The sequence below is a fragment of the Aeromonas sp. FDAARGOS 1405 genome, assembly GCF_019048265.1.
In the GTDB taxonomy this organism is placed as follows: domain Bacteria; phylum Pseudomonadota; class Gammaproteobacteria; order Enterobacterales; family Aeromonadaceae; genus Aeromonas; species Aeromonas veronii_A.
The window spans coordinates 3,622,917-3,648,699 of the sequence record NZ_CP077311.1 but is presented as its reverse complement, the minus strand read 5'-3'; the positions used below and the strand labels follow the sequence as shown (position 1 = coordinate 3,648,699).

Sequence of the window (25,783 nt, the reverse complement as noted above, 5' to 3'; positions counted from 1 at the left end):
TCCATCTGGGTCCTGCCAGCGCCGGCCTCGGGTCTTCAGCATACTGGGGCAACCTCCCGGTTGGGGTATGCATGAGGCGCAAACTAAGGGCGTTCTGGTCATCACTTCTCGAGAAGGAATGAATAAGGATGCCGAAATGGAGACAAATAAACGGTGATGTTTGTGTTCTCCATGCGTTGTACCTCGCACCCGGGAACCGTCATGTTCTTGTATACACGGTGTTTCGGGATTGGGTGGCATACTTTTTGGCCACTTAGTACAAGGCTTGAACACAATGACAAAACCTTGTTTATTATCCCATTTAAACCTCTTTTATAGCAAGGCGCCATTTTTCAACAAACCATGCAGCCAAGGGGCGCTGGCAGTGTTAAAATCCGCGCCATGACACAGATACAACAACAAGTGCAGCTGCTCACCATCGAAGCTGAGCATGACGGGCAGCGCATCGACAATTTTCTCAAGACTCAGCTAAAGGGCGTCCCCAAGAGCCTGATCTATCGCATCCTTCGTAAAGGCGAAGTGCGAGTAAACAAAAAGCGCATCAAACCGGAGTACAAACTCTGCGCAGGTGACGAGGTGAGGGTGCCCCCCGTGCGCGTTGCCGAGAAGAATGAGCTGCCTTCAGCTAACCTCGGGGTTATCCAGCGTTTGGAGAGCCAGATCCTGTTCGAAGACGATGCCATGATCGTGCTGAACAAGCCCTCCGGCATGGCAGTACACGGTGGCAGCGGCCTGAGCTTTGGCGTGATAGAAGGGCTGCGCGCACTGCGGCCTGAAGCCCGCTTCCTCGAACTGGTTCATCGACTGGATCGCGACACCTCCGGCGTGCTGCTGGTTGCCAAGAAGCGCAGCGCCCTGCGCAGCCTGCATGAGCAGTTGCGGGTCAAGACCATGCGCAAACAGTATCTGGCGCTGGTGCGTGGCAAGTGGCAGGCTCACGTCAAGGTGGTTAATGCGCCGCTGCGCAAGAACGATTTGCAGTCAGGCGAACGGGTTGTGCGGGTCAGTGCCGATGGCAAGCCCTCCGAAACCCGGTTCCGTATCGTGCGTCAATTTGCCGAAGCGACTCTGGTCGAGTGCAGCCCCATCACTGGCCGTACCCACCAGATCCGCGTGCACACCCTGCATGCCGGTCACCCGATCGCCTGTGACGATAAGTACGGTGAAGCGGCGTTTGACGAGAAAATGCGCAGCCAAGGGCTGAAACGGCTCTTTTTGCATGCCTGGAAGCTCAGCTTCACCCATCCGGCCGATGGTCGCGAGATGCAGGTCGAAGCGCCGCTTGCACCTGAACTCGACAACTTCCTCAACGGCTTACCACGCTGATGCAGGATATCCGGCTCGCCATTTTCGATTGGGACGGTACCCTGATGGATTCGGTGGGCCGGATTGTGGCCTGTGTGCAAGGGGCCGCCAGAGATTGTGAGCTGGCGGTACCTGCGCCAGCCCAGATCCGGCAGATCATCGGATTGAGCCTCGATGTCGCCATGTCCCGTCTGTTCCCCTTATGCAGTGGCAGTGGTGCTACCAGCGGTGAGCGCCAGATTGCCGCACTCATCGATCGCTATCGTCATCACTATCTGCACGACGCTACCCCCAGCCCGTTGTTTTCCGGGGCAGGGGAGTTGCTGCATGATTGGCGGTCACGAGGGCTGCAACTGGCCGTCGCGACCGGGAAATCACGCCGTGGGCTGGATCGGGTATTGGATGAGACCGGGCTGCGCCCGTTGTTTGTGACCAGTCGTGGGGCCGATGAGGCTCGCTCCAAGCCTGATCCGCTGATGCTTGAGCAGATCCTGGACGAGCTGGGGCTGTCACCCCGTCAGGCGGTAATGATCGGCGACTCTGTTCACGATATGGCGATGGCCGAGGCAATTGCCATGCCGCGCATTGGCGTTACTTGGGGTGTAGATAGTCGGGATGCCCTCAGTCGTCACGGACCTGTGGCGGTGGTGGACTCCATGACGGCTCTTCGCGGGCTGTTATAGACACCTCTCTTTAAGAGACATCGATCTGATTGATAACAGAAGCCCGGTCTATTGACCGGGCTTTTTATATGCTCGTTCTAGCTTATCTATTCGTCCGCAATCAGGGCAGGGCAATACCGTGGCGCTCCAGCAGCTCGATCAGGCCGATCAGTGGCAGACCGATCAATGCGTTAGGATCGCGCCCCTCCAGCCCCTTGAACAGCACGATCCCCATTCCTTCACATTTGAAGCTGCCCGCACAATCTAGGGGCAATTCTACCTCTACATAGCGGCGAATGGCGGCTTCATCGAGGTTGCGAAAATGGACGGTAAAAGGTTCCACCAGTTGATGAGCCTCACCGGTTGCGGCATTCACCACGCACAGGCCGGTATAGAAGGTGACGCTGCGACCTTGAGCCACCATCAGCTGGGCGATGGCATTGTCGATGGTGCCCGGTTTGCCGAGGATGTGATTATTGCAGACACACACCTGATCAGATCCGATGATCAAGCCGTGATCACGATGTTGGGCAACAGCATCAGCCTTGGCACGAGCCAGTCTGGCCACCAGCGCCTCGGCGGATTCGCCAGCCAGCGGGCGTTCATCCACATCGGGGGCGGCACATTCAAAGGGGAGGCCGAGCTTCTCCAGCAGGGCTTTGCGATAGCGAGAAGTTGAGGCGAGGATCAGATTCTGTGGCATAATCAGGTACCGATGAAAGCGAGTACCGGCATTCTAGGGACTTGTGACGTTAAAATCATCGGCGGTAAGGACTTTTTCCTTTGACTATCAGTTGTTGGACCTATATTATTCGCGCCCTATGCAAAAGGTGAAGTTGCCCGTTAAGGTTGATCCAGTCCGTAGTGCCTTGAAGCTGCTCGATTACATCGGGATAGTGGAAAAGTCGCAGATGCCCAGGCTGGAGGAATCAACCGCTGGCTTGCAGAGTGATATCGATGTATCACTGCACTTTGGCAAAGATGTCCAGAAGTTGACCGTTATGAAAGGCACTGCCCATGCCAAGGTTGACCTGGTTTGCCAACGTTGCGGAGAGACATTCGAACACCTCTGTGAAGCTGAATTTATCTACACTCCGCTGTTCGAAAGAACAAACGAGGAAGAACTGCCGGAAGCTTATGAGCCCATTGAGTTGGACGAAAACGGCGAGATAGATCTTCATCAAATCCTGGAGGATGAACTCATCCTCTCGTTGCCTCAAGTCGCAATGCATTCTCTGGATGCATGCCCGAGAGGAAACATGGAGATGACCTGGGGTGAAATCGAACCTGCTGATGAGCGGCCGAATCCCTTTGCAGTTCTTGAAGAGCTTAAACGTAAGTGAATTTAGGAGTTAGCCTACAATGGCCGTACAACAGAACCGTAAAACCCGTGCCAAGCGTGGCATGCGTCGTTCCCACGATGCGCTGACCACTGCTGCCCTGACTGTTGATCAGACCAGTGGCGAAATTCATCGTCGTCACCACGTGACTGCCGATGGTTTCTACCGCGGTAAAAAGGTAATCGCTTAAGGATTGCCTTTGTCTACGCAAACTGTCGCGCTAGACATCATGGGGGGAGATATTGGCCCCTCGGAAACAGTGCCTGCCGCCGTGCAGGCACTGTCTCTTTTACCCCAGCTAAAACTGATCCTGGTCGGCGACCAGCACCAGACCTCTTCTCTGCTGCAGCAACATGGCTTGCTGAATAATCCCCGCGTTCGTTTCGTACATGCATCCCAGGTGGTTGGCATGGGCGATAAACCGATCGTGGCGCTGCGTACTCTGAAAGACTCCTCCATGCGGGTGGTACTCAATCTGGTGAAAGCCGGTGAGGCCGATGCTTGCGTCAGTGCTGGCAATACCGGTGCGTTGATGGCGATGGCCAAGTGCGTGCTCAAATCCCTGCCCGGGGTAGACAGACCTGCCCTTATCAAGGCGCTGCCGACATTGAGCGGCAAACGCACCGTGATGCTGGATCTTGGCGCCAACGTCAGTTGCGATGCCGATACCCTATTGCAGTTTGCGGTGATGGGCTCCGTCGTGGCCGAAAAGGTAGAAGGCATTGCATCACCCCGTGTTGCCTTGCTCAACATCGGCGAGGAGGAGATCAAGGGCAACGATCTGGTGCGTCACAGTGCCGAATTGTTGCGTCAGTGTCCCGCACTCAATTATGTCGGGTTCGTCGAAGGGGATCGCATCTTCAGCGGCGACAGCGACGTGATCGTCTGCGACGGTTTTGTCGGCAATGTCGCCCTCAAGACGGCAGAAGGGGTGGTGCGGATGATGGCTCAGCTGGCCGGATATCCCCGCAAGAAACGCACTTTTCTTGGCCGGATCGCCGGATTTATGTTCAAACGGCGTTTTTCTTACCTGAACCCCGACCAGTATAACGGAGCAAGTCTGTTAGGATTGCGCGGCATTGTGGTAAAAAGTCATGGGCGGGCCGAACGGCGCGCTCTGTGTAATGCGATCCTGCTGGCCGCACAAGAGGCCAAACATCAACTTCCACTGCAAATAGCAGATCGCCTTGAAGCTGTCTTCTCTGACAGGGATCTATAAGAACTCTATGCATAGCAAAATTCTGGGTACTGGCAGCTACCTGCCGAGTTCAGTGCGGACTAACGCCGATCTCGAGCAGATGGTTGAGACCAGTGATGAGTGGATCGTGGAACGCACCGGTATCCGTGAGCGCCGTATTGCCGGGGCTGACGAAACCGTTGCCACCCTCTCTTACCAGGCCGCCCTGCGCGCCCTGGATGCAGCCGGCCTGACCGCTGCCGATCTCGATATGATAGTGCTGGCCACCACCAGTGCTGAAAATGCCTTCCCGGCTGCCGCCTGCGAGCTGCAGGGGCTGCTCGGCGTTCCGGGCATTCCTGCCTTTGACGTGGCTGCTGCTTGCGCAGGCTTCACCTACGCACTCTCCATTGCCGATCAATTCGTCAAATCCGGCGCCGCCCGCCATGTGCTGGTCGTCGGGGCCGATGTGCTCTCCCGCATGTGCGATCCGCAAGATCGCGGCACCATCATCCTGTTTGGTGACGGGGCCGGGGCTGTGATTGTCGGTGCCAGCGAGACGCCGGGCATCCTCTCTACCCATCTTCATGCCGATGGCCGTTATGGCGAGCTGCTCAAGCTGCCGCAACCCCGTCGTGGCATGCCGGGTGCCGAGCTCGAAGCCTACATGTATATGAAGGGCAACGATGTCTTCAAGGTAGCAGTCACCCGTCTGAGCGAGATCGTAACCGAAACGTTGGCCGCTGCCGGTATCGAGCCGAGCGAGCTGGATTGGCTGGTGCCGCATCAAGCCAACTTCCGCATCATCAGTGCCACCGCCAAGAAGCTGGGTATGAGCCTCGATAAAGTGGTACTGACCCTCGACAAGCACGGCAATACCTCTGCCGCTTCTGTTCCGGTTGCCTTCGACGAAGGGGTGCGGGATGGCCGGATCAAACCGGGTCAGCTGGTTCTGCTGGAGGCCTTTGGCGGCGGTTTCGCCTGGGGCTCGGCGCTGGTTCGCCTTTGATCTTCGGCGGGATGGTGTCTCCATCATTCCGTCACCGATTTCATTTTTGTCTTATCTAAAAGGAATCAATGATGACCCAATTTGCCATTGCCTTCCCGGGACAAGGTTCCCAGTCCGTAGGCATGCTGGCCGAGCTGGCCGAACAACATGCCGTGATCAAGGAGACCTTCGCCGAGGCGAGCCAGGTGCTGGGTTATGACCTGTTTGCCTTGGTGATGGATGGTCCGGTTGAAGATCTGAACAAAACCTGGCGCACTCAGCCTGCGCTGCTGACAGCCTCTGTCGCTCTGTGGCGCCTGTGGCAACAGCAGGGTGGGGCAACGCCTGCCATGATGGCGGGTCACAGCCTGGGTGAGTACTCCGCGCTGGTTTGCAGCGGCGCACTCGATTTTGCCGATGCGGTCAAACTGGTCGAGCTGCGTGGTCTGGCCATGCAGGAAGCGGTACCGGAAGGCACCGGCGCCATGGCGGCCATCATCGGCCTGGATAACGAATCCATCGCCGCCAACTGCGAAAAAGCGGCAGAAGGGCAGGTGGTCTCTCCGGTCAACTTTAACTCTCCGGGCCAGGTGGTTATCGCCGGTCACAAAGAGGCCGTTGAGCGCGCCAACGTGCTGATGAAAGAGTCGGGTGCCAAGCGTGCGTTGCCGCTGCCAGTCTCCGTACCGTCTCACTGCGCGTTGATGAAACCTGCCGCAGAAAAACTGGCAGCTGCGCTGGACGGGATCGAGATCAAGGTTCCAACCATCGCTGTCATCAATAATGTCGACGTATCCTGTGAACAGGATCCGGCCGCCATCAAGCAAGCGCTGGTACGTCAGCTGTTCAGCCCGGTTCGTTGGACCGAGACTGTCGAACGGATGGCCAACGAGGGGGTTACCCTCGAGATCGAGATGGGACCGGGCAAAGTGTTGACCGGGCTCGCCAAGCGTATCGACAAGCGCGTGGAAGGTATTCACGCCAACGATGCCGTCTCTTTCGAGCAGGCGCTGGCCCAGATCAAGTAAACAGGAGCAAGTAATGAGCTTTACCGATAAGGTTGTGTTGGTGACCGGTGCCAGTCGTGGCATCGGCCGTGCGATTGCCGAAACATTCGTGGCCCGTGGCGCGAAAGTGGTCGGTACGGCGACCAGTGAGAGCGGTGCCGAGGCGATCAGCGCCTATCTGGGCGACAATGGTTGCGGCATGGCACTGAACGTGACCAGCCAGGAATCCATCGAAGCCGTCTTCGCCGCCATCAAGGCGCGCTTTGGCGACATCGACATCCTGATCAACAACGCGGGGATCACCCGTGACAACTTGTTGATGCGGATGAAAGATGACGAGTGGAACGAGATCATCGATACCAATCTGACCTCGCTTTATCGTCTGAGCAAACCGGTGTTGCGTGCCATGATGAAGAAACGTCACGGTCGCATCATCAGCATTGGCTCCGTGGTGGGAACCATGGGCAATGCCGGTCAGGTCAACTATGCTGCCGCCAAGGCCGGTCTGGTTGGTTTTACCAAATCGTTGGCGCGGGAAGTGGCATCCCGTGGTATCACAGTGAACGCGGTTGCTCCCGGTTTCATCGAAACCGACATGACCCGTGCCCTGAATGACGATCAACGTGCCGGCATCATGAGTCAGGTGCCTGCCGCCCGTTTGGGTGATCCAAAAGAAATTGCCGCAGCTGTGGTATTCTTGGCTTCTGATGAAGCAGCCTATATCACCGGCGAAACCCTGCATGTTAATGGCGGGATGTACATGGTGTAATCAATTTGTCGTGAGATCTGTTCAAATTTGCGATAGTACGCCGAAGTTTGGCACATTTCGTGGTTTGACCAGCGGCAAGCTACTTGCAAACTCACGTCAATTGAATAAACTACCCCAACCAGACGCAAATAGCGTATTTTTAAAGGAAAATTCAGGTCATGAGCAACATCGAAGAACGCGTAAAGAAAATCATCATCGAACAACTGGGTGTTAAAGAGGAAGACGTTAAGAACGCTGCCTCCTTCGTCGACGACCTGGGCGCTGACTCTTTGGATACCGTTGAACTGGTAATGGCGCTGGAAGAAGAATTCGATACCGAAATTCCTGATGAAGAAGCCGAGAAGATCACCACTGTTCAAGCGGCTATCGACTACATCACCGCTAATCAGGAATAAGTTCCTGTTCTGAAAGAAGCGGCCCAAGGGCCGCTTCTTTTGTATTTGTTCCTTTTCAAAACACCTCTCGGAGACTACCTCAGTGTCAAAACGCAGAGTCGTGGTGACCGGCTTGGGGATGCTTTCCCCGGTGGGTAACACTGCCGAATCCAGCTGGCAAGCACTGCTCAACGGGCAGAGCGGCATTTCCCTTATCGAACACTTTGATGCCAGCGAGTTTGCAACCCGCTTCGCAGGTCTGGTCAAGGATTTCGATCCCGAGCAGTACGGTATCAACCGTAAAGACGCTCGCAAGATGGATCTCTTCATTCAATACGGCATCGCGGCCGGTATGCAGGCGCTGGATGATTCCGGGCTGACCATCAATGAAGAGAATGCCGAACGTGTCGGCGTGGCGATTGGCTCCGGTATCGGCGGTCTGGGTCTGATTGAACAGAACCACGAAAGCTTGGTCAACGGCGGCCCGCGCAAGATCAGTCCCTTCTTCGTTCCGTCCACCATCATCAATATGGTGTCCGGTCATCTTTCCATCATGAAAGGTCTGCAAGGGCCGAACATCGCTGTGACCACCGCCTGTACCACTGGTACCCATGCCATCGGTATGGCGGGTCGGATGATCGCTTACGGTGATGCCGATGTGATGGTCGCCGGTGGCGCCGAGAAAGCCTCCACCGCGATGGGGATGGGTGGCTTCGCTGCCGCCAAGGCACTCTCCAACCGCAACGACGAGCCGCAAAAAGCGAGCCGTCCGTGGGATAAAGATCGCGATGGTTTCGTGCTGGGTGACGGTGCCGGTGTACTGGTACTGGAAGAGTACGAACACGCCAAGGCCCGTGGCGCCAAGATCTACGCCGAGCTGGTCGGTTTTGGCATGAGCGGTGACGCGTACCACATGACTGCGCCTCCTGCAGATGGCAACGGTGGCGCCCGCGCCATGAAAAATGCCATCAAGGATGCGGGCATTGCCCCCGAGCAGATTGGTTACATCAACGCGCATGGTACCTCCACCCCGCTGGGTGATGTGGCCGAGCTGCGTGGCATGAAGTCGGTGTTTGGTGAGCACGCCAAATCTTTGATGATCAGCTCCACCAAGTCCATGACCGGTCACCTGCTGGGCGCCGCCGGAGCCATCGAGGCGATCATCACTGTGTTGGCTCTGCGTGATCAGGTGGCTCCACCCACCATCAACCTGGACAACCCGGATGATGAGTGCGATCTGGATCTGGTGCCCCATGTGGCCAAGCCAGGCAGCTTCGAGTACGCCCTTTCCAACTCGTTTGGTTTTGGCGGCACCAATGGCTCACTGATCTTCAAACGCGTATAATTTGCCGCAGGGCAAAGACACAGGCCCGATACTGCCGGTATCGGGCCTTTTTTATCGGAGGGATCCCTTTGCTTATCAATGGCGTGAAGCTTGATACCATCTCGGCCCATGATCGGGGGCTGGCTTATGGTGACGGTCATTTCACCACCATGGCGGTGAGAGAAGGACAGGTATTGCTGTGGCCAGCGCATCTGGCTCGACTGCAACAGACCAATAGCCGGCTGGGATTGGTTGAACCGGACTGGGATCTCTTGACCCGGGAGGTTGAAGAGATGGTGGCCGAGCAGCCACAATGCGTGGCCAAGGTGATCCTGACCCGCGGCGAGGGGGGGCGGGGCTATGACGGCAGCGGATGTCAGCACACAACCCGGATTGTCACTCTGGCGCCATTTCCCACTCACTATGGCCAGTGGCAACAGGAGGGGATCGAGATGGTGGTGTGCCGCCAGCGGATCGGTGATGCCCCCATGCTGGCCGGGCTTAAAACCTTGAATCGTCTGGAGCAGGTATTGCTGAAAAGCGAACTTGTCAGCCGAAATGCAGTCGAAGGGATAGTGCTTAACAGTCGCGGTTTTCTCATTGAAGGGGTCAGTGCCAATCTGTTTTGGCGTCGGGGCAAGACGGTGTTTACGCCCGATCTCGCCCGCGGTGGTGTCGATGGCATCATGCGTCGCCAGGTGATGGCGATGTTGAAACAGATGAGTATTGAGTTGCGTGTGGTAGAGGCTCCGCTGGAGTCACTATGGCAGGCGGAAGAGGTGTGGCTCACCAATACCCTGATGGGGATCGTGCCGGTCAATGGCATCGAGGATATTCACTATCCCCCAGCGGTATTGAGTCGCCGTTTACAGGAGCGTTTGGTCATTGAAGTTTAATCGGCTTTACACCCTGCTCGCGGGGGCGGCACTGACGGTAGCCGCTGCCGGGGGCTATGTACATTACAAATGGCAACAGGTAGAGACGCTCACCAACAAGGGGCCGACCCGGCTCTTTACGGTGGAGAAGGGCGCCCATGCGGCGCGCCTGATCGCCGAACTGGGTGAGGGGGAAACCAGCCCCTGGGCGGTGCGGCTCTGGCTGCGCAGCCATCCCGAACTGGTGGCCATCAAATCGGGCACCTATGAAATCAAGGAAGGGGCCCCTCTCAAGGAGACCCTTTCCCTGTTCGCATCGGGCAAGGAGTTTCACTTCAGCCTCACCTTCGTCGAAGGTTCCCGTTTCGAGGATTGGCAAAAGCAACTCTCCAGCGCCCCATACCTTGAGCGGTTGACCGTCGAGCAATCCGAAGCCGACCTGGCGCAGGAACTCGGCATCGAGAATGGCAAGCTGGAGGGTTGGTTCCTGCCGGAAACCTATGCCTATACCACCCATGCCAGCGATCTCTCGATCCTGCGTCGCGCCCATCAGGATATGGAGACTTTCCTGCAGCAGAGCTGGGAGAAACGTCAGGCCAACCTGCCTTACAAGACCCCTTATGAGGCGCTGATCATGGCCTCCATCATCGAGAAAGAGACCGGCCAGCCGGACGAGCGGGCGCAGATCGCCTCCGTATTCGTCAACCGTCTGCGTCTGGGCATGAAGTTGCAAACCGATCCCACCGTCATTTACGGGGTGAAGGATCGCTTCGATGGCAACATTCGCCGCAGCGATCTGACCGACAAGAATCCCTACAACACCTATGTGATCGACGGTCTGCCGCCCACGCCTATTGCCATGCCAGGAAAGGCCTCCATCGAAGCTGCGCTTAACCCCAAGTCGACTGATTATCTCTATTTTGTCGCCAAGGGGGGCGGTGCCCACTATTTCTCCAAGACTCTCGATGAACACAATCGGGCGGTTCGTGAATACATATTGAAGAAACCCTAATGTCTAAATTTATTGTGATCGAAGGATTGGAAGGGGCAGGGAAGAGCTCGGCCGTTCGTTATGTGACCGACTATCTGCAGCGCCACGGCATCAACCGGATCGAGTGCACCCGCGAGCCGGGTGGTACGCCACTGGCCGAGCGGATGCGGGCTATCGTCAAAGAGGTGCACGACGAGCGCCTCACCATCGAGGCGGAATTGCTGCTGATGTATGCCTCCCGGGTACAACTGGTGGAGACCCGCATCAAGCCGGCACTGGCCGATGGTATCTGGGTGGTGGGGGATCGCCACGATCTCTCCTCCCAGGCCTATCAGGGGGGCGGCCGTGGTATCGATGCCCAGCTTATCGGAGCCATCAAGCAGGCGGTGCTCGGCAACTTCAAGCCGGATTTCACCCTCTATCTCGATATCGATCCTGCCCTTGGCTTGCAGCGCGCACGCCATCGCGGCGAGCTGGATCGCATCGAACTGGAGCAACTGAGCTTCTTCGAGCGTACCCGAACTCGTTATCTCGAACTGGCCGCCCAGGATGATTCCATTGTGGTGATCGATGCGGCGCAAACGCCGGAACAGGTCAAAGCGGCCATCGAGTGTGCATTGGATCACTATCTGTCGAACGAGCCGCTATGTATCCCTGGCTGATCCCTGACTGGCATGCCCTGAGCCAGACGGCCCAGTCCGGTCGTCTCGGCCACGCCTGGTTGTTGCTGGGCGATCCCGGTCTTGGCAAGGAGCAACTGGCTGAGCGGCTGGCGCGTTTGCACCTTTGCCAACAACCGGATCGTGGAGAACCGTGTGGTCAGTGCCACTCCTGCCAGCTGTTTGACAAGGGCAACCACCCGGATCTCGGCACCATAACGCGCGACAGCAAGACCATCGGGGTCGAGGCCATTCGCGAGATCTGCACCCGGCTGCAGGGCTCTGCCCATCTCGGCCGTGGCAAGGTGGTGATCATTCCTGATGCGGAGCGGATGACCGAATCCGCGGCCAATGCCCTGCTGAAAACCTTGGAAGAGCCGGCCGGCGACAGCTTGCTGTTGCTGATTGCCTCCCAGGTTTCCCGGTTGCTTCCCACCATTCTCAGTCGCTGTCACAAACATGTCTGTCAGTTGCCTGCGGAAGGGGAAACAGTACGCTGGTTGGCCGAGCAGGGTCATCAGGCCACTCTGGCTCAGGTGCGGATCTGTCAGGGGGCACCGCTGCGGGTACTCGACTATATCGAGCTGCAACAGGACGGTACTCGCCGCGAACTGCTGGAACAGTTTGTCGCCCTGAGTCAAAGTCCGGTCAAGGCGACGGCACTGTGCAGCCAGCTTGGTCAGGAGACGCAGGTCAGGTTGCACTGGTTGCAGCTCTTCTTGTGTGATGCCCTGAAAACCCAGGCCGGATGTGGTCACCATCAGCTGGCCATGCCTGATCTGGCCATCTTGAGCCAGCGGTTGGCGGAGCAGCACTCCAGCGAAAAACTGCTGGAGGCAGAACAAGATCTGGTTGCCCTGAAAGCGGCCTGTCAGCCGGGTCAGCTCTCCAATCCCACCATCCATCTGATGAACTGGCTCAGTCGCTGGTTATAAGTACCGACAAGCAGAAAGGTTTTATATGTTACTCGTTGATTCCCACTGTCATCTCGATCGCCTCAGCTATGGCAGCAAGCAGACCAGCATGTCTGATGTACTTGCCAAGGCCGCGAAACTGGACGTGGGATATTTTCTCTGTGTCAGTGTGACTCAGGCACAGTTCCCGACCATGCTCGAGGCGATCGCTCCCTATCCCCAGGTGTTTGCCTCTTGCGGTGTACACCCGCTCAATCAGGAACCCGGGGTGGATACAGCCTTGTTGCTGACACAGGCTGCGGACGAAAGAGTGATCGCCATCGGCGAAACTGGGCTTGACTACTTTTATTCCCCTGAAAACAAAGAGGTGCAGCAAGCTTCTTTCCGCGAACATATCCGGGTTGCCCGCGCGTTGAACAAGCCGCTGATCATCCACACTCGCGATGCCCAGCAAGATACCTTGCAGATCATGCGTGAAGAGGGAGCTGATCAGGTGGGCGGTGTGCTGCACTGTTTCACCGAGTCTCTCGAGATGGCGCAAGCCGCGATGGCGATGGGGTTCTATATCTCCATCTCCGGGATCGCCACCTTCAAAAATGCGTCTGCACTGCAAGAAGTGGTCAAGGCTCTGCCCCTCGACAGATTGCTGGTCGAGACCGACTCGCCCTATCTTGCACCTGTTCCGCATCGGGGGAGGGAGAACGAACCTGCCTTTGTGCGAGACGTTGCGCAGTTTATTGCCGATCTGCGTCATATTCCGCTTAATGAATTGGCAGAAGCCACCAGCCGGAATTTCTTTGAACTGTTCAAGCTGGCGAAAAAATAACACAGAAGCCCCGTTGCTCGGGGCTTTTATATTTCAAATACCAAGCTGATTACCCACCTGAAAATCAACCTAGCACAACGTTATCTCTCACCCACCCAGTCAATTCAACTCGTTCATCCATACAAAACTGGGTGAATGATATTCCGATGTTTCGTTTTTTCACCGTGGTCAAAGGGTATTAAAACATCAGGCTATAAGTATCGATAATATTCATTATCGATACTTGATGTATGGAAAGGATCCTGTAAGATCCTATCAAACTTCATATGAATCATAGTGTTCCGTGGCATATCCATCCTTATCCAATCCGGCTCATCAGTCACTGCAGACTGTTTTCGATGCGCAGCTAAATAGTCGGGCACGCCGCTTTTTGCGCAGTGCAAAAGCGGATTCCACCCTCAATGCCTATCAGGCGGATACCCGTATTTTTGTCTTCTGGTGTCAATTGCACGGGCTGGATCCGCTACAAACGACCCATCACGACATCATGAATTTTCTCGCTGATCAGGCCGACGGCGTATTGGCCGACTGGATATGGCTGGATAAAGAGGAGGGGAAGGGAGAACTGCGTAATGGCGAGCCTCGAAAACCAGCAACCCTGGTGAGACGGCTGGCGGGGATCCGTTATGCCTTCAAGCAGAAAGGCATTCACCCCATGCCCACCGAACATCCCGAAATCAAGGAGATGATGCGCGGTATTGTCAGGTTGGGGGATAACCGTAAACGCAAAACCGGCGCCCTGACGCTGCAACCATTGACCCAGGTGCTCGATGGCATCGACACCGGTGATCTGGCTGGCTTGCGTGATCATACCCTGCTGCTCTTGATGTTCAGTGGCGCCTTGCGCCGCTCGGAAGCAGCCCGAATTGAAGTGAGCGATCTCGATTTTGTGGGGCAGGGGATCCGCCTTCGCCTCAAACCGAGCAAGCATCAGCTGCATGAAACCGAGATAGCCTTGATTCCGGGCAAACACTATTGCCCCGTGTCGGCACTGCAAAAATGGCTACACAAAAGCCGGATCAGCGAGGGGCCGCTGTTTCGACGCATGAACCGCTGGGGCCAATTGATGGCCGAACCACTCGGCCCCCAGGGCATCAATCTGATGATCAAGCGCCGAACCGGCCAAACTATTGACGATCTCTACGTCAGTGGCCATAGCCTGCGTCGCGGGTTCATTACCTCGGCGGTGACTGCCGGTAAGCCGATGAACAAGATCATAGAAGTGACGCGCCACAAGGATATGCGGACCCTGCAGGAGTACTTCGATGACGCCCATAAGTTCTCCGATCATGCCCTTGATGGCTTGCTTTGACACAACTGCGTCACTTCGTTTTTTATGTTAAATGATATCCTGTTGATCTGATGATATATTTGCCGTGCAGCCAGCAGCCCAAGGTGGAAGGGGCATCTTCCAATGGATAATGGCATGTGATGAGAGATAACAAACTCGGAAACGTAATATCGCAAGGACATATGAGCCAAGAAATCACAGTGCGTGAAGAGCAAGAGGCGGGGCCCCAAAACAATGCCGAGCGGCAGCGCCAACATGTAAAACGCAAGCAGGAGACCCATACCCGGCTGCAATGCTGGATCAGCAATCGCCACGCCGAACGATTGGCCGCACTGGGTCTTCATCTCGAAGACAGTCAGGCATCACTCATCGAGCAGGCGATCGATCTGCTCTACCAACATGAGCTGGGTAGAGAACCTCCGTTTGAAAACAGAGTCGCCACACAGCTCGAAGAGACCGTCGAATAGAGCCAAGAGTGAAGTAACAGCGATACGTGAAGAGATAAAAAAAGCCAGGTACGAATTCCTTGTACCTGGCATAGGGGAATTGGCTCCTTGCAGAGCCGTGCGCTAACTGGTGTTCGGATTGCCTTAAGCTTAGACAAGGCTCAAGGCTTTTCAAGAACCGAAGAAAAGTTCAACCAGAGTGTGGGTATTTCAGACTCGTTCAAGTGCTGATGCACCGAACGATCCACTACGCATTGAACAGATTGTTGTCACGCACCAGCTCGCGGGGGAGGGCATTCTTGACCCGACTCCCCACCCATTTCCCCATGCCCAAGGTATACCCCTGATAGCGGACGATCACCTCGCCAGTGCCCGCATCCTGTTCAGGCCAGACATCTCGCCCCATCATGAATTCCCGCGCATTGGTGCAATCCAGCTCGACCACGCCCTTGCTCGCTTTATCTCCATAGGCCAATGCCCACTCATGAGTGAGGCGATAACCTTTCTTGAAGGTCTCGGCCAACTTGATGCCGATGCGATCGAAGCGCAGCTTGCCCTGCACCAGATCAAACTGCTGGGGAAAGAGCCAGATCTCGTCATTGCGGCCAAACAGTTGACCCTGCGGTGCCACTCCGAAGTTGGCTTCAATCTCGCGCAATATGGGTTCCGCCTCTTTGGCAGGAAGGGGCGTAAAAGGGAATTTACCCAGCTTGCCCGGCTTGAACATGGTGTTGGGTACCGAGTGATGCTTGCGCAATCTGGCGACGAAAAAGCCTTCACTATCGAAGATCTGGGGCCAAACGTGCAGATATCCTTCAGGTGTGCAGGCTTGCTCTGCATGGGGAAACAGGTCGGCCAGTGAGTCAAAACTCAAGGCATCGCCAAACTTGTCCAGCAGGGATTGGCAGACCGCCTGATTCTCCTGCTCACTCAAGGTGCAGGTGGAGTAGACCAGCACACCACCCGGTTTCAGGGCATGGAAGGCGCTCTCCAGCAACCCTTGTTGCACCGCCGCAATCTCGTCGATGCTCTCGATACTCCAGTTGCGCAGCGCATCTTCATCCTTGCGCACAGTCCCTTCACCGGAGCAGGGGGCATCGAGCAGGATAGCGTCGAAGGTCTCCGGCAGCCACTGGCCAAATACCTTGGCATCAAAGTGGGTCATCCCGACATTGGTCACACCGCAGCGCTGGATATTGGCATTCAGCACTTTCAACCGGCTGCTGGAAAACTCGTTGGCAACCAGCATCCCCTGATTGTTCATCAGGGCCGCGATCTGGGTGGTCTTGGAGCCGGGGGCCGCCGCCGCATCCAGCAACATGCCCTCCGTTTTGATCTTGTCGCTGGCAAAGAGCGCCGTTACCGGCAGCATGGAGCTCGCTTCCTGAATGTAGAAGAGCCCGCTCAAATGCTCGGCGGTGTTGCCAAGGGGGACGGTTTCATCGCAGCGGGTCAGCCAGAAGCCGGTATCACACCAGGGGACAGGGTCGAGTTGCCAACCCAGTGGCTCCATCAGGGCGACGAAATCCGAGACGGCGATCTTCAAGGTGTTGACCCGAATGCTGCGGCGCAGCGGACGTCGACAACTGGCCACAAACTCATCCATCGAGAGATGGGCCGGCATGATGGCCGCAATGTGGCGTAAAAAGTAATCGGGAAGGAAGGTGTTGTCGTGCACTGTGCCGTCTCGTTGACCGAAAAAGAGGGACGATATCCTACCACAAGGCTAAGAATATTCTGAATCTGAACCCTATCAACAGGCTCCGGAATATAAAAAAGCCCAGCAGGGTGCCGGGCTTGGATGAGATACAAAGGGAAGGGATCAGGGCTGGATGCGCGGGCTCCACTCCAGCCACTCTTTCTCGGCCTTGCCGTAGAGCGCATAGCTGTGGCCCGCTTTGACGGTCGGCCCCATCTCTCTCTCCGGCGTATTGAAAGCAATGCCGCCGGCCAGCAGGCTCTGCACCGTCTCCACTTCGATGGTGCCACCAGTCAGCCCGATATCCGCCTTGACCCCGGAGACATTCCAGAAACGGGAGTTGGCCCGCACCAGATGGGCATACTCCTGATCCACGTTGACACCGATCACCACCTCGCTGCCATCCCGAGCCAGCGCCACCTTGGTTACACTGCCCACCACCATCTTACGAAACAGTAGCGGACTGCCGACGCTCAGGCCATTGACGGAGGGGCTCTTGAGGGTCAGGGCCAGACCCACCGGGCCGACCTGACTCAAGGGGAAGCGATCTTTGCCAGCGCCTTTACCGGGTTGTGCTTCTACAAACGCCCCCTTGATCAGGGTATCGAGGTGAGCGACACCGCCCAGCCCCAGCTTGGCCTGCACCAGAGTGAAGCGGGCGCCGGACTGCAGGAAACGCTCGGCATAGTGGCCATCGAGTTCCGCCTTGAAGATCACCTGACCCAGAGACGGCTCCAGCTCGATCTCTTCAATTTTGCCGATATCGACCCCACGATAGCGGATCGGGCTGCCAATCCCGAGCCCCGGATTGCTATCTGCTACCAGTGACAGCTGGCGCACCTTGGCCTTGGCTTGCTCCCTGGAATCGAACAGTTGATGACTGCTGCGGCCATTGGCCAACCGGTCGAACTCGATAGCGCCGCGCAGCAGGGTACCGAGGTTGCCCACCTTGACCTGCACCCCATCGACCCGCACCTTGGTGTCGATGGCCGGTTTTTTCCAAAACTGGGGTTGCTGGGCGAGGAGGGGAGCATAGACGCCATCAATTTCTAGCTCGATCTCGACCCCCTCTTTGGCGGCGCGCAGCTGTTTGACTTTGCCCGCTTCCAGCCCCAGATAGAGCACAGGTGAGCCAATGCCAATGCCATCGGCCTGATCTGCCTTGAGCAACCAGCGCTGCGGCTTGGCATCACGGGTACCGAGCAGTGCCAACTCCTGACTCGGGTAGAGACGGTTAATCCGCTCGCCACTGCTGGCTTGTACCAGCTTGATCCCGCCCCCCAACCAGGCACTGGCCGGACTGGTTTCTACTTTGATGCCGCTCAGATCGGCATCGATCTGCAACGGGGCGGCGCGATAGAAGCGGGCACGATTGAGCAGATGGCCATAGTTCGGCGCCATCACCAGCTCAACGCTGGCATTGCCGCGCGCATCCAAGGTGAGCTGGCTGATACGGCCCACCTGCAATCCCTTGTACCAGACAGGTGCATCCTGATTGAGCCCCGCCAGATCGTCAGCCTGCAGCGTCACCTTGGTACCGCTCTGGGGCGCGCGATCGGTCAGGGTCATCTTCTGTACCGGTTTGCCCGCTACATAGTCGAGGCGAATGGCCGGGCCGGAGAGCAGGCGATCTGCATGCTGCACGCCGGTCGCGGAGAGGGAGACGCTCTCCCACACCAGTTGACTCTTGTCAGTAATGCGGTAAGCCTGCTCCGGGTTGATCAGCGCTGTGACCACACGGCCTTTGTCGGTGAGGCGAATGGGGTCGATACGACCAATCTCGATCCCCTCATAGAGGATGGGCATCCCCTCCTTGACCGGAAGATCGCCAGCCGCAATGTCGATACGCTCGCCACGCGCCGCTTCCGCCAGCCCTTTATAGAGGACGAAAGTCTGTCCCTTCTCCGGTTCCGGTGAATCTTTGGGCGAGTCAAAGGCAATGCCGCCGCTCAGGATGGAGGTAAGGCTGCCAGCCTCCACGTTTACCCCGGCCAGACTGAAGGAGCCCTTGATGCCGCTGATGTTCCAGAAGCGGGTATCGGCTTTGACCAGATGTTCGAAACGCGGCTCGATCACCAGATCCAGAATGACATTCTGGTTGTCCTGACCCAGGCGGGTATTGATAACGCTGCCCACCTCGATGCCGCGGAAATAGAGCTTGGCGCCAATCCCCACAGAACCCAGCGAATCGGCGGTCAGGTGCAGCATGCGTCCCTGAGCCTGATAGCCGGGGGGAGGGCCCTCAAGGGCATCGAAGGTCTCCTCCAGCGGATTGCTTTCACGCCCCGGTTGCAGGTTGATGTAATTGCCGGAGACCAGAGTATCGAGGCCGGAGATCTCGGTCAGCGATGCCTTGGGGCTCACCAGCCAGAAGTCGGAGCCTTTGCGGATCAACGGCCGGGCACGGCTGTCAATCTTGGCCATCACCGCAATCTTGCGGCCATCTTCAGCCAGCTCCAGCTCTTGCACCACGCCGATGGCCACCCCCTGATAACGTACCTGGGTTTTGCCCGGCAAAATGCCGTTGCCCTGGGCGAAGTTGATCTGGATAAGCTGGCCACGGCTCAATACCTGCTGATAGAGAAAGCCACCTGCCAGCAGCAGGGCTATCAGGGGTAACAGCCAGACCGGTGATAACCAGCGACGCTTTTCAATGACGGGTTCAGCCCCGATCATAGTGACTCCTTATTGGCTGGATTAAACAGCACATCAGACAAAAACAGAGAAATCATTAACGAGCCGCCTTGTCCCACAGTAAGCGGGTATCGAGCATGCGGGCCGACATCATGGTCAGCACCACCACACCGGCAAAGGCGGTGGCCCCCGGGCCTGCGCGGACACTCAGCAGAACACCCCGATCGACCAGTGCCACCATCAGCGAAATCACGAACAAGTCCAGCATTGACCAGCGACCGATAAAATCGATCACCCGATACATCACCAGCTGGCGCTTGCGCCGTACCGGTTTGGCCCGCTGCAACTGCCAGCAGATCCAGCCCAGCCCCAATATTTTGCCCACCGGCACCAGTATGCTGGCGGTAAGGACGATAGTGGCAATCCCGCCCATTTTGCTGCGATAGAGCATCATGATACCGCTGAAGATGGTATCTGACTGCAGTAAACCCTTGTTGTAGAAATGGGTAATAGGCAACAGATTGGCAGGCAACAACATGAAGGTGGCAAGTGCCAGCAAGCCCCACGACCAGGCAAGGGAGCGGGGGATGCGCACCTGCAACTTGCTGCTGCAACGGGGGCAGGCTGCCCCGGCTTGATAACGCACCAGCAGACCGCAGGTATGGCAGCGGCAGAGCCCCATCTCACGGGCGCTGGTCATGTTCCGGCTCCTTTAACGGGATCCGCGCCCAGTAGGGGGCGGGGTCAAACAGGATCAGCAGGGTCATATTGAGCAGCATCAGAATGCCGAGACTGAGCAACCCGCCACCGAGGCGCACATCGGCGATGTCGATCAGTTTGAACAGGGCAACAAGCAGACTGACGATATAGACCTCCAGCATGGCCCAATGGCGAAACACCTCGACCAGCTTCAAGGTGGGCGCCAAGATATGCCAGCGTTTGGCCAGACCCGAGGCAAGCGCAAAGATCCCCGCCAATAACCCTACCGGTGCCAGTACGGCGCACCAGAGCACCAAAGAGGCCACCCAAAACTCACCTTCGCCAAATAGCACCAGGATACCGCGCAGCAGGTCGGCATCGGAGTTGACCCCCGCCAGCCGCAGATAGATCAGCGGTTCAAAAAACGCGGAGGGGAGCAGCAGAAATCCGGTGATGGTCAGGGCCATCAACTGGGAGGGACGAAAGGCATAACGGCCATAGAGATGTTGGTGACAACGCGGGCAGTGGGCATGACGACGCAGCGGCAGTGCTTTGCGCTGGATCAGCAAGTCGCACGCCGGACAGACAATTACGGAACCGGGCTCCATCATACAATTCAACCTGTTGAAGGAATTGGTAAAATTTACCCTAAAACCGGTTTCCTGTCTTGCCTGTGGCCGGAATGTCACGAAAGTATAATTGACGTTAACGTAAACGTGATATTAGATAGCCAGACTAGACAGGTGAAAGGAGTCATGATGTCCAGTTTGTCCCCCTCGGCAGGCCTGCGATTTCGCACCGCCCTTGCCAATGAACATCCCCTGCAGATCGTCGGCACCATCAATGCCTATATGGCGCGGATGGCCGAGCGCAGCGGTTTTCAAGCCCTCTATCTCTCCGGCGCCGGAGTGGCCAATGCCTCCTACGGCTTGCCGGATCTCGGTATGACCTCCCTCAACGACGTGCTGATCGATGCCGAACGGATCACAGCGGCGACCCGTGTTCCGCTACTGGTCGATATCGACACAGGCTGGGGCGGGGCATTCAATATCGCCCGCACCATTCGTGCGTTCGAGCGAGCCGGGGTTGCGGCTGTGCACATGGAAGATCAGGTGGCCCAGAAGCGTTGTGGTCATCGCCCCAACAAGGCGGTGGTGTCGCTGGAGGAGATGTGTGATCGGATAAAAGCAGCAGTGGATGCCCGCGAGAATAGCGAGTTCGTCATCATGGCTCGCACCGATGCGTTGGCGGTGGAGGGGATGGAGTCGGCTCTTGAACGCACTGCCGCCTATGTGGCCGCCGGTGCCGACATGATCTTCGCCGAGGCGGTGACCGAACTTGCCCAGTACGACCAGTTCAAGCAGGCGGCCAAAGTGCCGATCCTCGCCAACATGACCGAGTTCGGCAAAACCGAGCTGTTTGACAAGGAGCAGCTCGCCGCCCACGGGGTCGACATGGTGCTATACCCCTTGAGTGCCAACCGCGCCGCCAATCAGGCCGCCCTCAACGTCTATCACCATATTCGCCAGGATGGTCATCAAAGGGCCGTCGTGGAGACCATGCAGACCCGGGAGTCACTCTACGACTTTCTCGGATATCACCACTACGAGCAGACACTGGATCGTCTGTTTTCAGCCAAGGAATAGGAGGCAGCTTATGGGACAGCAAAAACCGTTGGGCGGGGCAGGGCTGCGCGGTCAAAGCGCAGGGGAGACCAGTATCTGCACCGTGGGCAAGAGCGGCACCGGTCTTACCTATCGCGGTTACGACATCAAGGAGCTGGCCGACAGCGCCCAGTTCGAGGAGGTTGCCTATCTGCTGCTCAAGGGGGAGTTGCCCGATGAGCAGCAGCTTGACGCCTACAAACGCGAGCTGCGCCGCCTGCGCACCTTGCCCCAGCCGCTGCTGGAAGTGCTGGAACGCATTCCCGCCGATGCCCATCCGATGGATGTGCTGCGCACTGGCTGCTCCATGCTCGGCGATCTGGAGCCGGAAGATGGTTTCGAGCATGAACACGAAGTGGCGGATCGGCTGCTGGCTGCCTTTCCAGGCATTCTGATCTACTGGTACAAGTTCAGCCATGAAGGCGTTCGCATTGCCCTCGACAGCGATGAAGAGTGTATCGGTGGCCATTTCCTCGCGCTGCTGCACCAGAAAGCGCCGAGCGAGCTAGAGCGGCGGGTGATGCATGTCTCCCTCATCCTCTACGCCGAGCATGAGTTCAACGCCTCCACCTTTGCGGCACGGGTTTGCGCCTCGACGCTCTCTGACATGTTCTCCTGCATCACCGCGGCCATCGGCACCCTGCGCGGCCCGCTCCATGGCGGTGCCAACGAGGCGGCCATGGCGATGATCGAACACTGGCAGGATGAAGAGCAGGCAAGGCGCGAACTGCTGGCCAAGCTGGCGGCCAAGGAGAAGATCATGGGCTTTGGCCACGCCATCTACCGCACCTCGGATCCACGCAACGTCATCATCAAGGAGTGGTCGGCCAAGCTCGCCGAGGCGGTAGGGGATGATCGCCTCTATCGCGTCTCCTGCGAGGCGGAGAAGGTGATGTGGGAGGAGAAAGAGCTCTTTCCCAACGCCGACTTTTTCCACGCCAGCGCCTATCACTACATGGGGATCCCGACCAAGCTGTTCACCCCCATCTTCGTCTGCTCGCGGGTCAGCGGCTGGTGCGCCCACGTGATGGAGCAGCGCGAGCACAACCGGATCATCCGCCCGAGCGCCGATTATGTCGGCCCGGCCCCCCGTCACTTTGTCTCTCTACAACAACGATAAGGAAATCACGATGTCCGCCAACGTCGACGTCAACCACAGACCCGAGCCCGATCAGGTGCTGGTCGATATTGCCGATTATGTCTGCAACCACCCCATTACCAGCGAGGCGGCCCTCGACACCGCCCGCTACTGCCTGATGGATACGCTCGGCTGTGGCCTCTTGGCCCTGCGCTTTCCCGAGTGCACCAAGCACCTTGGCCCTATAGTCCCCGGGACACTGGTACCCCATGGTGCCCGGGTGCCCGGTACCCAGCTCTGCCTCGACCCCGTCAAGGCGGCCTGGGATATCGGCGCCATCATCCGCTGGCTCGATTACAACGACACCTGGCTGGCCGCCGAGTGGGGTCACCCCTCCGACAATCTGGGGGGCATTCTGGCCACCGCCGACTGGCTCTCCCGTACTCGCGTGGCCGAGGGCAAGGCGCCGCTCACCATGAGCGATGTGCTGGTGGCCATGGTCAAAGCCCACGAAATTCAGGGGGTGCTTGCGCTGGAGAACTCCTTCAACCGGGTCGGTCTCGATCACGTGGTGCTGGTCAAGGTCGCCAGCACCGCCGTGGTGACTCATATGCTGGGTGGCACCCGCGATCAGGTAATCGATGCGGTCTCCCAGGCCTGGGTCGATGGCCAGAGCCTGCGTACCTACCGCCATGCCCCCAATGCGGGATCGCGCAAGAGCTGGGCGGCAGGGGATGCCACCTCTCGCGCGGTGCGCCTCGCCCTTATCACCATGAGCGGCGAGATGGGCTATCCCGGTGTGCTGAGCGCCCCCAAGTGGGGCTTCTACGATGTGCTGTTCAAGGGCAACCAGTTCGCCCTGCATCAGGGGTACGGCAGCTATGTGATGGAGAACGTGCTGTTCAAGATCTCTTATCCCGCCGAGTTCCATGCCCAAACCGCGGTTGAGTGCGCCATGAAACTGCACGGTCAGGTGAAGGGGCGGCTGGATGAGATCGACCGCATCGAACTCACCACCCATGAGTCGGCCATTCGCATCATCAGCAAGGTGGGTGCCCTCAATAACCCGGCCGATCGGGACCACTGCCTGCAGTACATGGTGGCGGTGCCGCTGATCTTTGGGCGCCTGATCGCCGAGGATTACGAGGATGACGTGGCGGCCGATCCCCGCATCGACGCGCTGCGTAGCAAGATGGTGGTGCAGGAGGACAAACGCTACAGCCACGAATATCTGGAGGCGGACAAGCGCTCCATTGCCAACGCCATCCAGATCTTCTTCAAGGACGGTACTCACACCGCCAAGGTGGAGGTGGAGTATCCGGTCGGCCATCGTCGCCGTCGGGAGGAGGGGATCCCGCTGCTGGTGGATAAATTCCAGCACAATCTGGCCACCCGCTTCCCGGCCAAACGGGTCAGCGACATCCTTGCCCTCTGTCAGGATGGGCCACGGCTTGCAGCCACCCCGGTACACGCCTTTATGGATCTGCTGGTGATCTGATCGCTCTTGCATTGGGCAACATATCGGCAAACAGTGATAAACGAAAAGCGGGCTCATCGGCCCGCTTTGTTATTCTGGCGGCTTATCCCTCGCGTAAGCCTTACCCCAGCGCACTGCTGTCGCCGTTAAAGAGCGCCGTCATGATGGCCGTCTCGCGACTGGCGATGGTTTCGAGAAACTCGTTGGCACGCCCCATCTGATGACACACCTGATAGCCGCGCTCGACAAAAGAGAATAGCTCGCCAAGCCCCGCCAGATGGGCCGGGCCCGAGACCAGCTTGAGGGTTGCCCCCAGCAGCGGCTTTCTCGCCAGCCTGTCCAGCGTCATGCCAAGCTCGCTCACCAATGCAATCTGATGTTCACGGCGCGCCTGTTCACCCACGGCACGATAGGCGATGGTGTAGTGGTCTGGCGTAATGGGATCAATGCCATCAATGCGCCGCAGCGCCACCACCATCAGATAGTCCAGCTCTTCGGAGAGAGCGTCGAGCTCAATCGCCTGCGCCAGCACCTTGAGGCCGGACTCCGGCAACAGTCGCTCGGCGGTTGGCATCACCCGCATCACGTCCGCATCGCGGCGGGCGCAATCCCCGGGGCCATAGAGATCGGTCAGGAAAAACTCGGCGGCAGGGCCGTAGCGGTCACTCTCCAGCAGATCCCTGTGGGTGCGCCCCAGCCGGTCGGCCTGCCACTGGCGTAGCCGATCCCGATCCTGCTGATCTTCCGGATGAGCACGCATCTGCTCGCGCAAGGCTGCAACCCGCTTGAGCTGGCGGTAGAGCCGACCCAGGGTACTATCGTCGTCGTGGGCATGTTCTTGATGCGTCATCTACAGCTCTCTGGCCTTGGGGCCCATTGATGGGGATTGGGTGATACGAAGATACAAGTGAATGAAAAACAAGCAGCTTTTGCTGAATGTTACGTGACAAGTGTAGCGCGCAAAGGATAGGGAATAAATGCCATGCCCCGCTGATGGCCTTCATGCCTCTCGACTCTGTTAAGTGAGTCCCATTTATGTGAACGGCCCTTTCACTTGTTGTGAACATGTGTTTAATATCAATAAATATCTTCTGACCCAGAGTAACAACCATGTTCTTCAACTCGCTCGCTGGCACCAGCGCACTCTCTATCATTCAGATCAGCCGTCAGCATCCACTGGGATTGGCCGCCGCCCGGCTCGCGGCCGAAGCCATCGCTGCTGACATGAACGAGAGCTATCAACTCGATTGCGAATGGGCAGATGAAGAGGAGACCGAGCTTCGTTTTCGCGGCTCAGGGGTACATGGCACTCTCACCCTGGACGAAGATACCCTGGAACTGGAAGTGCATCTTGGTTTGATGCTGTTGCCGGTACGCAGCGTACTGGAGCAGGAGATCCTCGATTATGTCGACAATCGCTTACCTTGCCCCAAACGTGTTTGAAACTCTTCGTTGCACCGGTTTTAAATAAACCAGCTGTAAACGATGGCTGTTTGAAATAAGTTGGCAAGCCATATGGTTTGTCAGGCTTATTATCTGGCAAGGTCTCGATTCTATTTTCCAAGTAATCTTTCATCTTTATTT

At 57.5% G+C, this 25,783-nt stretch carries 27 protein-coding genes; 21 read left to right on the top strand and 6 right to left on the bottom strand.

All coding sequences use genetic code 11. The annotated features are described in order from the left end of the window. The first annotated feature begins 381 nt into the window (after window positions 1-381). Together rluC and I6L35_RS16715 are read left to right on the top strand one after the other, a co-directional pair. Complete coding sequence (gene rluC, locus I6L35_RS16720) at window positions 382-1,326, top strand: 23S rRNA pseudouridine(955/2504/2580) synthase RluC (RefSeq protein WP_005351815.1); 945 nt, start codon at window positions 382-384, stop codon at window positions 1,324-1,326. Further along, window positions 1,326-1,988, top strand: a complete 663-nt coding sequence (locus tag I6L35_RS16715; RefSeq protein ID WP_167572738.1) for an HAD-IA family hydrolase — start codon at window positions 1,326-1,328, stop codon at window positions 1,986-1,988. Before rluC ends, I6L35_RS16715 begins: the two co-directional genes overlap by 1 nt. A 100-nt stretch (window positions 1,989-2,088) precedes the next feature. Here I6L35_RS16715 and I6L35_RS16710 read toward each other — a convergent pair whose 3' ends face one another. Further along, window positions 2,089-2,670 (bottom strand): nucleoside triphosphate pyrophosphatase, encoded by a 582-nt coding sequence (locus I6L35_RS16710; protein ID WP_216978806.1) that lies wholly within the window; start codon window positions 2,668-2,670, stop codon window positions 2,089-2,091. A 118-nt stretch (window positions 2,671-2,788) separates the two neighbouring features. Between I6L35_RS16710 and yceD the strand changes: the two genes are divergently transcribed. The 15 genes from yceD to I6L35_RS16635 all read left to right on the top strand — a co-directional run bounded on the left by yceD (window position 2,789) and on the right by I6L35_RS16635 (window position 14,969). After that, on the top strand, window positions 2,789-3,310 hold the full coding sequence (yceD, locus tag I6L35_RS16705; RefSeq protein ID WP_013723766.1) for a 23S rRNA accumulation protein YceD: 522 nt from the start codon (window positions 2,789-2,791) through the stop codon (window positions 3,308-3,310). 19 nt (window positions 3,311-3,329) lie between these two features. Further along, window positions 3,330-3,497: a 50S ribosomal protein L32 gene (rpmF, locus tag I6L35_RS16700; RefSeq protein WP_005300935.1), complete on the top strand. Its 168-nt coding sequence runs from the start codon at window positions 3,330-3,332 to the stop codon at window positions 3,495-3,497. Window positions 3,498-3,506: 9 nt separating this feature from the next. Beyond that, a complete protein-coding gene (gene plsX, locus I6L35_RS16695; RefSeq protein WP_216978805.1) occupies window positions 3,507-4,526 on the top strand; it encodes a phosphate acyltransferase PlsX in 1,020 nt (339 codons plus the stop codon). Between the two features lie 7 nt (window positions 4,527-4,533). Beyond that, window positions 4,534-5,493 (top strand): beta-ketoacyl-ACP synthase III, encoded by a 960-nt coding sequence (locus I6L35_RS16690; RefSeq protein WP_216978804.1) that lies wholly within the window; start codon window positions 4,534-4,536, stop codon window positions 5,491-5,493. A gap of 71 nt (window positions 5,494-5,564) precedes the next feature. Next, window positions 5,565-6,500: an ACP S-malonyltransferase gene (gene fabD, locus I6L35_RS16685; protein WP_216980309.1), complete on the top strand. Its 936-nt coding sequence runs from the start codon at window positions 5,565-5,567 to the stop codon at window positions 6,498-6,500. Window positions 6,501-6,513: 13 nt separating this feature from the next. Next, entirely contained in the window at window positions 6,514-7,248 is a 735-nt protein-coding gene (gene fabG / locus I6L35_RS16680) for a 3-oxoacyl-ACP reductase FabG (protein WP_005351850.1), read from the top strand. Between the two features lie 158 nt (window positions 7,249-7,406). Continuing rightward, window positions 7,407-7,643, top strand: coding sequence for an acyl carrier protein (gene acpP, locus I6L35_RS16675; RefSeq protein ID WP_005300909.1), 237 nt, complete (start codon window positions 7,407-7,409; stop codon window positions 7,641-7,643). 82 nt (window positions 7,644-7,725) lie between these two features. After that, window positions 7,726-8,967 (top strand): beta-ketoacyl-ACP synthase II, encoded by a 1,242-nt coding sequence (gene fabF, locus I6L35_RS16670; RefSeq protein WP_064337925.1) that lies wholly within the window; start codon window positions 7,726-7,728, stop codon window positions 8,965-8,967. Window positions 8,968-9,035: 68 nt separating this feature from the next. Next, entirely contained in the window at window positions 9,036-9,842 is an 807-nt protein-coding gene (gene pabC / locus I6L35_RS16665; protein WP_216978803.1) for an aminodeoxychorismate lyase, read from the top strand. Continuing rightward, complete coding sequence (gene mltG / locus I6L35_RS16660) at window positions 9,832-10,833, top strand: endolytic transglycosylase MltG (protein WP_162632596.1); 1,002 nt, start codon at window positions 9,832-9,834, stop codon at window positions 10,831-10,833. Before pabC ends, mltG begins: the two co-directional genes overlap by 11 nt. Further along, on the top strand, window positions 10,833-11,474 hold the full coding sequence (tmk, locus tag I6L35_RS16655) for a dTMP kinase (protein WP_216978802.1): 642 nt from the start codon (window positions 10,833-10,835) through the stop codon (window positions 11,472-11,474). The genes mltG and tmk overlap by 1 nt, the downstream gene beginning before the upstream one ends. Next, entirely contained in the window at window positions 11,459-12,406 is a 948-nt protein-coding gene (gene holB / locus I6L35_RS16650) for a DNA polymerase III subunit delta' (protein ID WP_216978801.1), read from the top strand. Before tmk ends, holB begins: the two co-directional genes overlap by 16 nt. Before the next feature lie 25 nt (window positions 12,407-12,431). Then, the gene (locus tag I6L35_RS16645) at window positions 12,432-13,211 is read left to right on the top strand and encodes a TatD family hydrolase (protein ID WP_216978800.1); all 780 of its coding nucleotides are present in this window, start codon (window positions 12,432-12,434) and stop codon (window positions 13,209-13,211) included. Between the two features lie 370 nt (window positions 13,212-13,581). Further along, a complete protein-coding gene (locus tag I6L35_RS16640) occupies window positions 13,582-14,523 on the top strand; it encodes a site-specific integrase (RefSeq protein ID WP_254204480.1) in 942 nt (313 codons plus the stop codon). Between the two features lie 161 nt (window positions 14,524-14,684). Next, window positions 14,685-14,969, top strand: coding sequence for a RepB family protein (locus I6L35_RS16635; protein ID WP_216978799.1), 285 nt, complete (start codon window positions 14,685-14,687; stop codon window positions 14,967-14,969). A 226-nt stretch (window positions 14,970-15,195) separates the two neighbouring features. On the opposite strand, the gene rsmF is transcribed toward I6L35_RS16635, so the two are convergent. From rsmF to I6L35_RS16615, 4 genes are all read right to left on the bottom strand, one after another. Further along, on the bottom strand, window positions 15,196-16,626 hold the full coding sequence (gene rsmF / locus I6L35_RS16630) for a 16S rRNA (cytosine(1407)-C(5))-methyltransferase RsmF (protein WP_216978798.1): 1,431 nt from the start codon (window positions 16,624-16,626) through the stop codon (window positions 15,196-15,198). Between the two features lie 144 nt (window positions 16,627-16,770). Next, complete coding sequence (locus I6L35_RS16625; protein ID WP_216978797.1) at window positions 16,771-19,323, bottom strand: MlaD family protein; 2,553 nt, start codon at window positions 19,321-19,323, stop codon at window positions 16,771-16,773. A 55-nt stretch (window positions 19,324-19,378) separates the two neighbouring features. Further along, window positions 19,379-19,981 (bottom strand): paraquat-inducible protein A, encoded by a 603-nt coding sequence (locus I6L35_RS16620; RefSeq protein ID WP_216978796.1) that lies wholly within the window; start codon window positions 19,979-19,981, stop codon window positions 19,379-19,381. Beyond that, window positions 19,965-20,591 (bottom strand): paraquat-inducible protein A, encoded by a 627-nt coding sequence (locus I6L35_RS16615; protein ID WP_216978795.1) that lies wholly within the window; start codon window positions 20,589-20,591, stop codon window positions 19,965-19,967. The genes I6L35_RS16620 and I6L35_RS16615 overlap by 17 nt, the downstream gene beginning before the upstream one ends. A gap of 147 nt (window positions 20,592-20,738) precedes the next feature. On the opposite strand from I6L35_RS16615, the gene prpB reads away from it, so the two are divergent. From prpB to I6L35_RS16600, 3 genes are read left to right on the top strand one after another with little or no spacing between them, the layout of a single operon-like run. Continuing rightward, window positions 20,739-21,626 carry a methylisocitrate lyase gene (prpB, locus tag I6L35_RS16610; protein ID WP_216980307.1) on the top strand — a complete coding sequence of 296 codons (888 nt, stop codon included), beginning with the start codon at window positions 20,739-20,741 and terminating at the stop codon, window positions 21,624-21,626. 10 nt (window positions 21,627-21,636) lie between these two features. Then, the gene (gene prpC / locus I6L35_RS16605; RefSeq protein ID WP_216978794.1) at window positions 21,637-22,764 is read left to right on the top strand and encodes a 2-methylcitrate synthase; all 1,128 of its coding nucleotides are present in this window, start codon (window positions 21,637-21,639) and stop codon (window positions 22,762-22,764) included. A 10-nt stretch (window positions 22,765-22,774) separates the two neighbouring features. Next, a complete protein-coding gene (locus I6L35_RS16600) occupies window positions 22,775-24,220 on the top strand; it encodes a bifunctional 2-methylcitrate dehydratase/aconitate hydratase (protein ID WP_216978793.1) in 1,446 nt (481 codons plus the stop codon). Window positions 24,221-24,320: 100 nt separating this feature from the next. Here I6L35_RS16600 and I6L35_RS16595 read toward each other — a convergent pair whose 3' ends face one another. Further along, on the bottom strand, window positions 24,321-25,049 hold the full coding sequence (locus tag I6L35_RS16595; protein ID WP_021230124.1) for a hypothetical protein: 729 nt from the start codon (window positions 25,047-25,049) through the stop codon (window positions 24,321-24,323). A gap of 260 nt (window positions 25,050-25,309) precedes the next feature. On the opposite strand from I6L35_RS16595, the gene I6L35_RS16590 reads away from it, so the two are divergent. After that, window positions 25,310-25,642 carry a polyhydroxyalkanoic acid system family protein gene (locus tag I6L35_RS16590; RefSeq protein ID WP_216978792.1) on the top strand — a complete coding sequence of 111 codons (333 nt, stop codon included), beginning with the start codon at window positions 25,310-25,312 and terminating at the stop codon, window positions 25,640-25,642. Window positions 25,643-25,783 lie beyond the last annotated feature (141 nt).

Excerpts from the sequence above, each read along its gene's own strand:
- rluC (WP_005351815.1), top strand. The coding sequence starts at position 382 with ATGACACAGATACAACAACAAGTGCAGCTGCTCACCATCGAAGCTGAG.
- I6L35_RS16715 (WP_167572738.1), top strand. The coding sequence starts at position 1,326 with ATGCAGGATATCCGGCTCGCCATTTTCGATTGGGACGGTACCCTGATG.
- I6L35_RS16710 (WP_216978806.1), bottom strand. The coding sequence starts at position 2,670 with ATGCCACAGAATCTGATCCTCGCCTCAACTTCTCGCTATCGCAAAGCC.
- yceD (WP_013723766.1), top strand. The coding sequence starts at position 2,789 with ATGCAAAAGGTGAAGTTGCCCGTTAAGGTTGATCCAGTCCGTAGTGCC.
- rpmF (WP_005300935.1), top strand. The coding sequence starts at position 3,330 with ATGGCCGTACAACAGAACCGTAAAACCCGTGCCAAGCGTGGCATGCGT.
- I6L35_RS16690 (WP_216978804.1), top strand. The coding sequence starts at position 4,534 with ATGCATAGCAAAATTCTGGGTACTGGCAGCTACCTGCCGAGTTCAGTG.
- fabD (WP_216980309.1), top strand. The coding sequence starts at position 5,565 with ATGACCCAATTTGCCATTGCCTTCCCGGGACAAGGTTCCCAGTCCGTA.
- fabG (WP_005351850.1), top strand. The coding sequence starts at position 6,514 with ATGAGCTTTACCGATAAGGTTGTGTTGGTGACCGGTGCCAGTCGTGGC.
- acpP (WP_005300909.1), top strand. The coding sequence starts at position 7,407 with ATGAGCAACATCGAAGAACGCGTAAAGAAAATCATCATCGAACAACTG.
- tmk (WP_216978802.1), top strand. The coding sequence starts at position 10,833 with ATGTCTAAATTTATTGTGATCGAAGGATTGGAAGGGGCAGGGAAGAGC.
- holB (WP_216978801.1), top strand. The coding sequence starts at position 11,459 with ATGTATCCCTGGCTGATCCCTGACTGGCATGCCCTGAGCCAGACGGCC.
- I6L35_RS16645 (WP_216978800.1), top strand. The coding sequence starts at position 12,432 with ATGTTACTCGTTGATTCCCACTGTCATCTCGATCGCCTCAGCTATGGC.
- I6L35_RS16635 (WP_216978799.1), top strand. The coding sequence starts at position 14,685 with ATGAGCCAAGAAATCACAGTGCGTGAAGAGCAAGAGGCGGGGCCCCAA.
- I6L35_RS16625 (WP_216978797.1), bottom strand. The coding sequence starts at position 19,323 with ATGATCGGGGCTGAACCCGTCATTGAAAAGCGTCGCTGGTTATCACCG.
- I6L35_RS16620 (WP_216978796.1), bottom strand. The coding sequence starts at position 19,981 with ATGACCAGCGCCCGTGAGATGGGGCTCTGCCGCTGCCATACCTGCGGT.
- I6L35_RS16615 (WP_216978795.1), bottom strand. The coding sequence starts at position 20,591 with ATGATGGAGCCCGGTTCCGTAATTGTCTGTCCGGCGTGCGACTTGCTG.
- prpB (WP_216980307.1), top strand. The coding sequence starts at position 20,739 with ATGTCCAGTTTGTCCCCCTCGGCAGGCCTGCGATTTCGCACCGCCCTT.
- prpC (WP_216978794.1), top strand. The coding sequence starts at position 21,637 with ATGGGACAGCAAAAACCGTTGGGCGGGGCAGGGCTGCGCGGTCAAAGC.
- I6L35_RS16600 (WP_216978793.1), top strand. The coding sequence starts at position 22,775 with ATGTCCGCCAACGTCGACGTCAACCACAGACCCGAGCCCGATCAGGTG.
- I6L35_RS16595 (WP_021230124.1), bottom strand. The coding sequence starts at position 25,049 with ATGACGCATCAAGAACATGCCCACGACGACGATAGTACCCTGGGTCGG.
- I6L35_RS16590 (WP_216978792.1), top strand. The coding sequence starts at position 25,310 with ATGTTCTTCAACTCGCTCGCTGGCACCAGCGCACTCTCTATCATTCAG.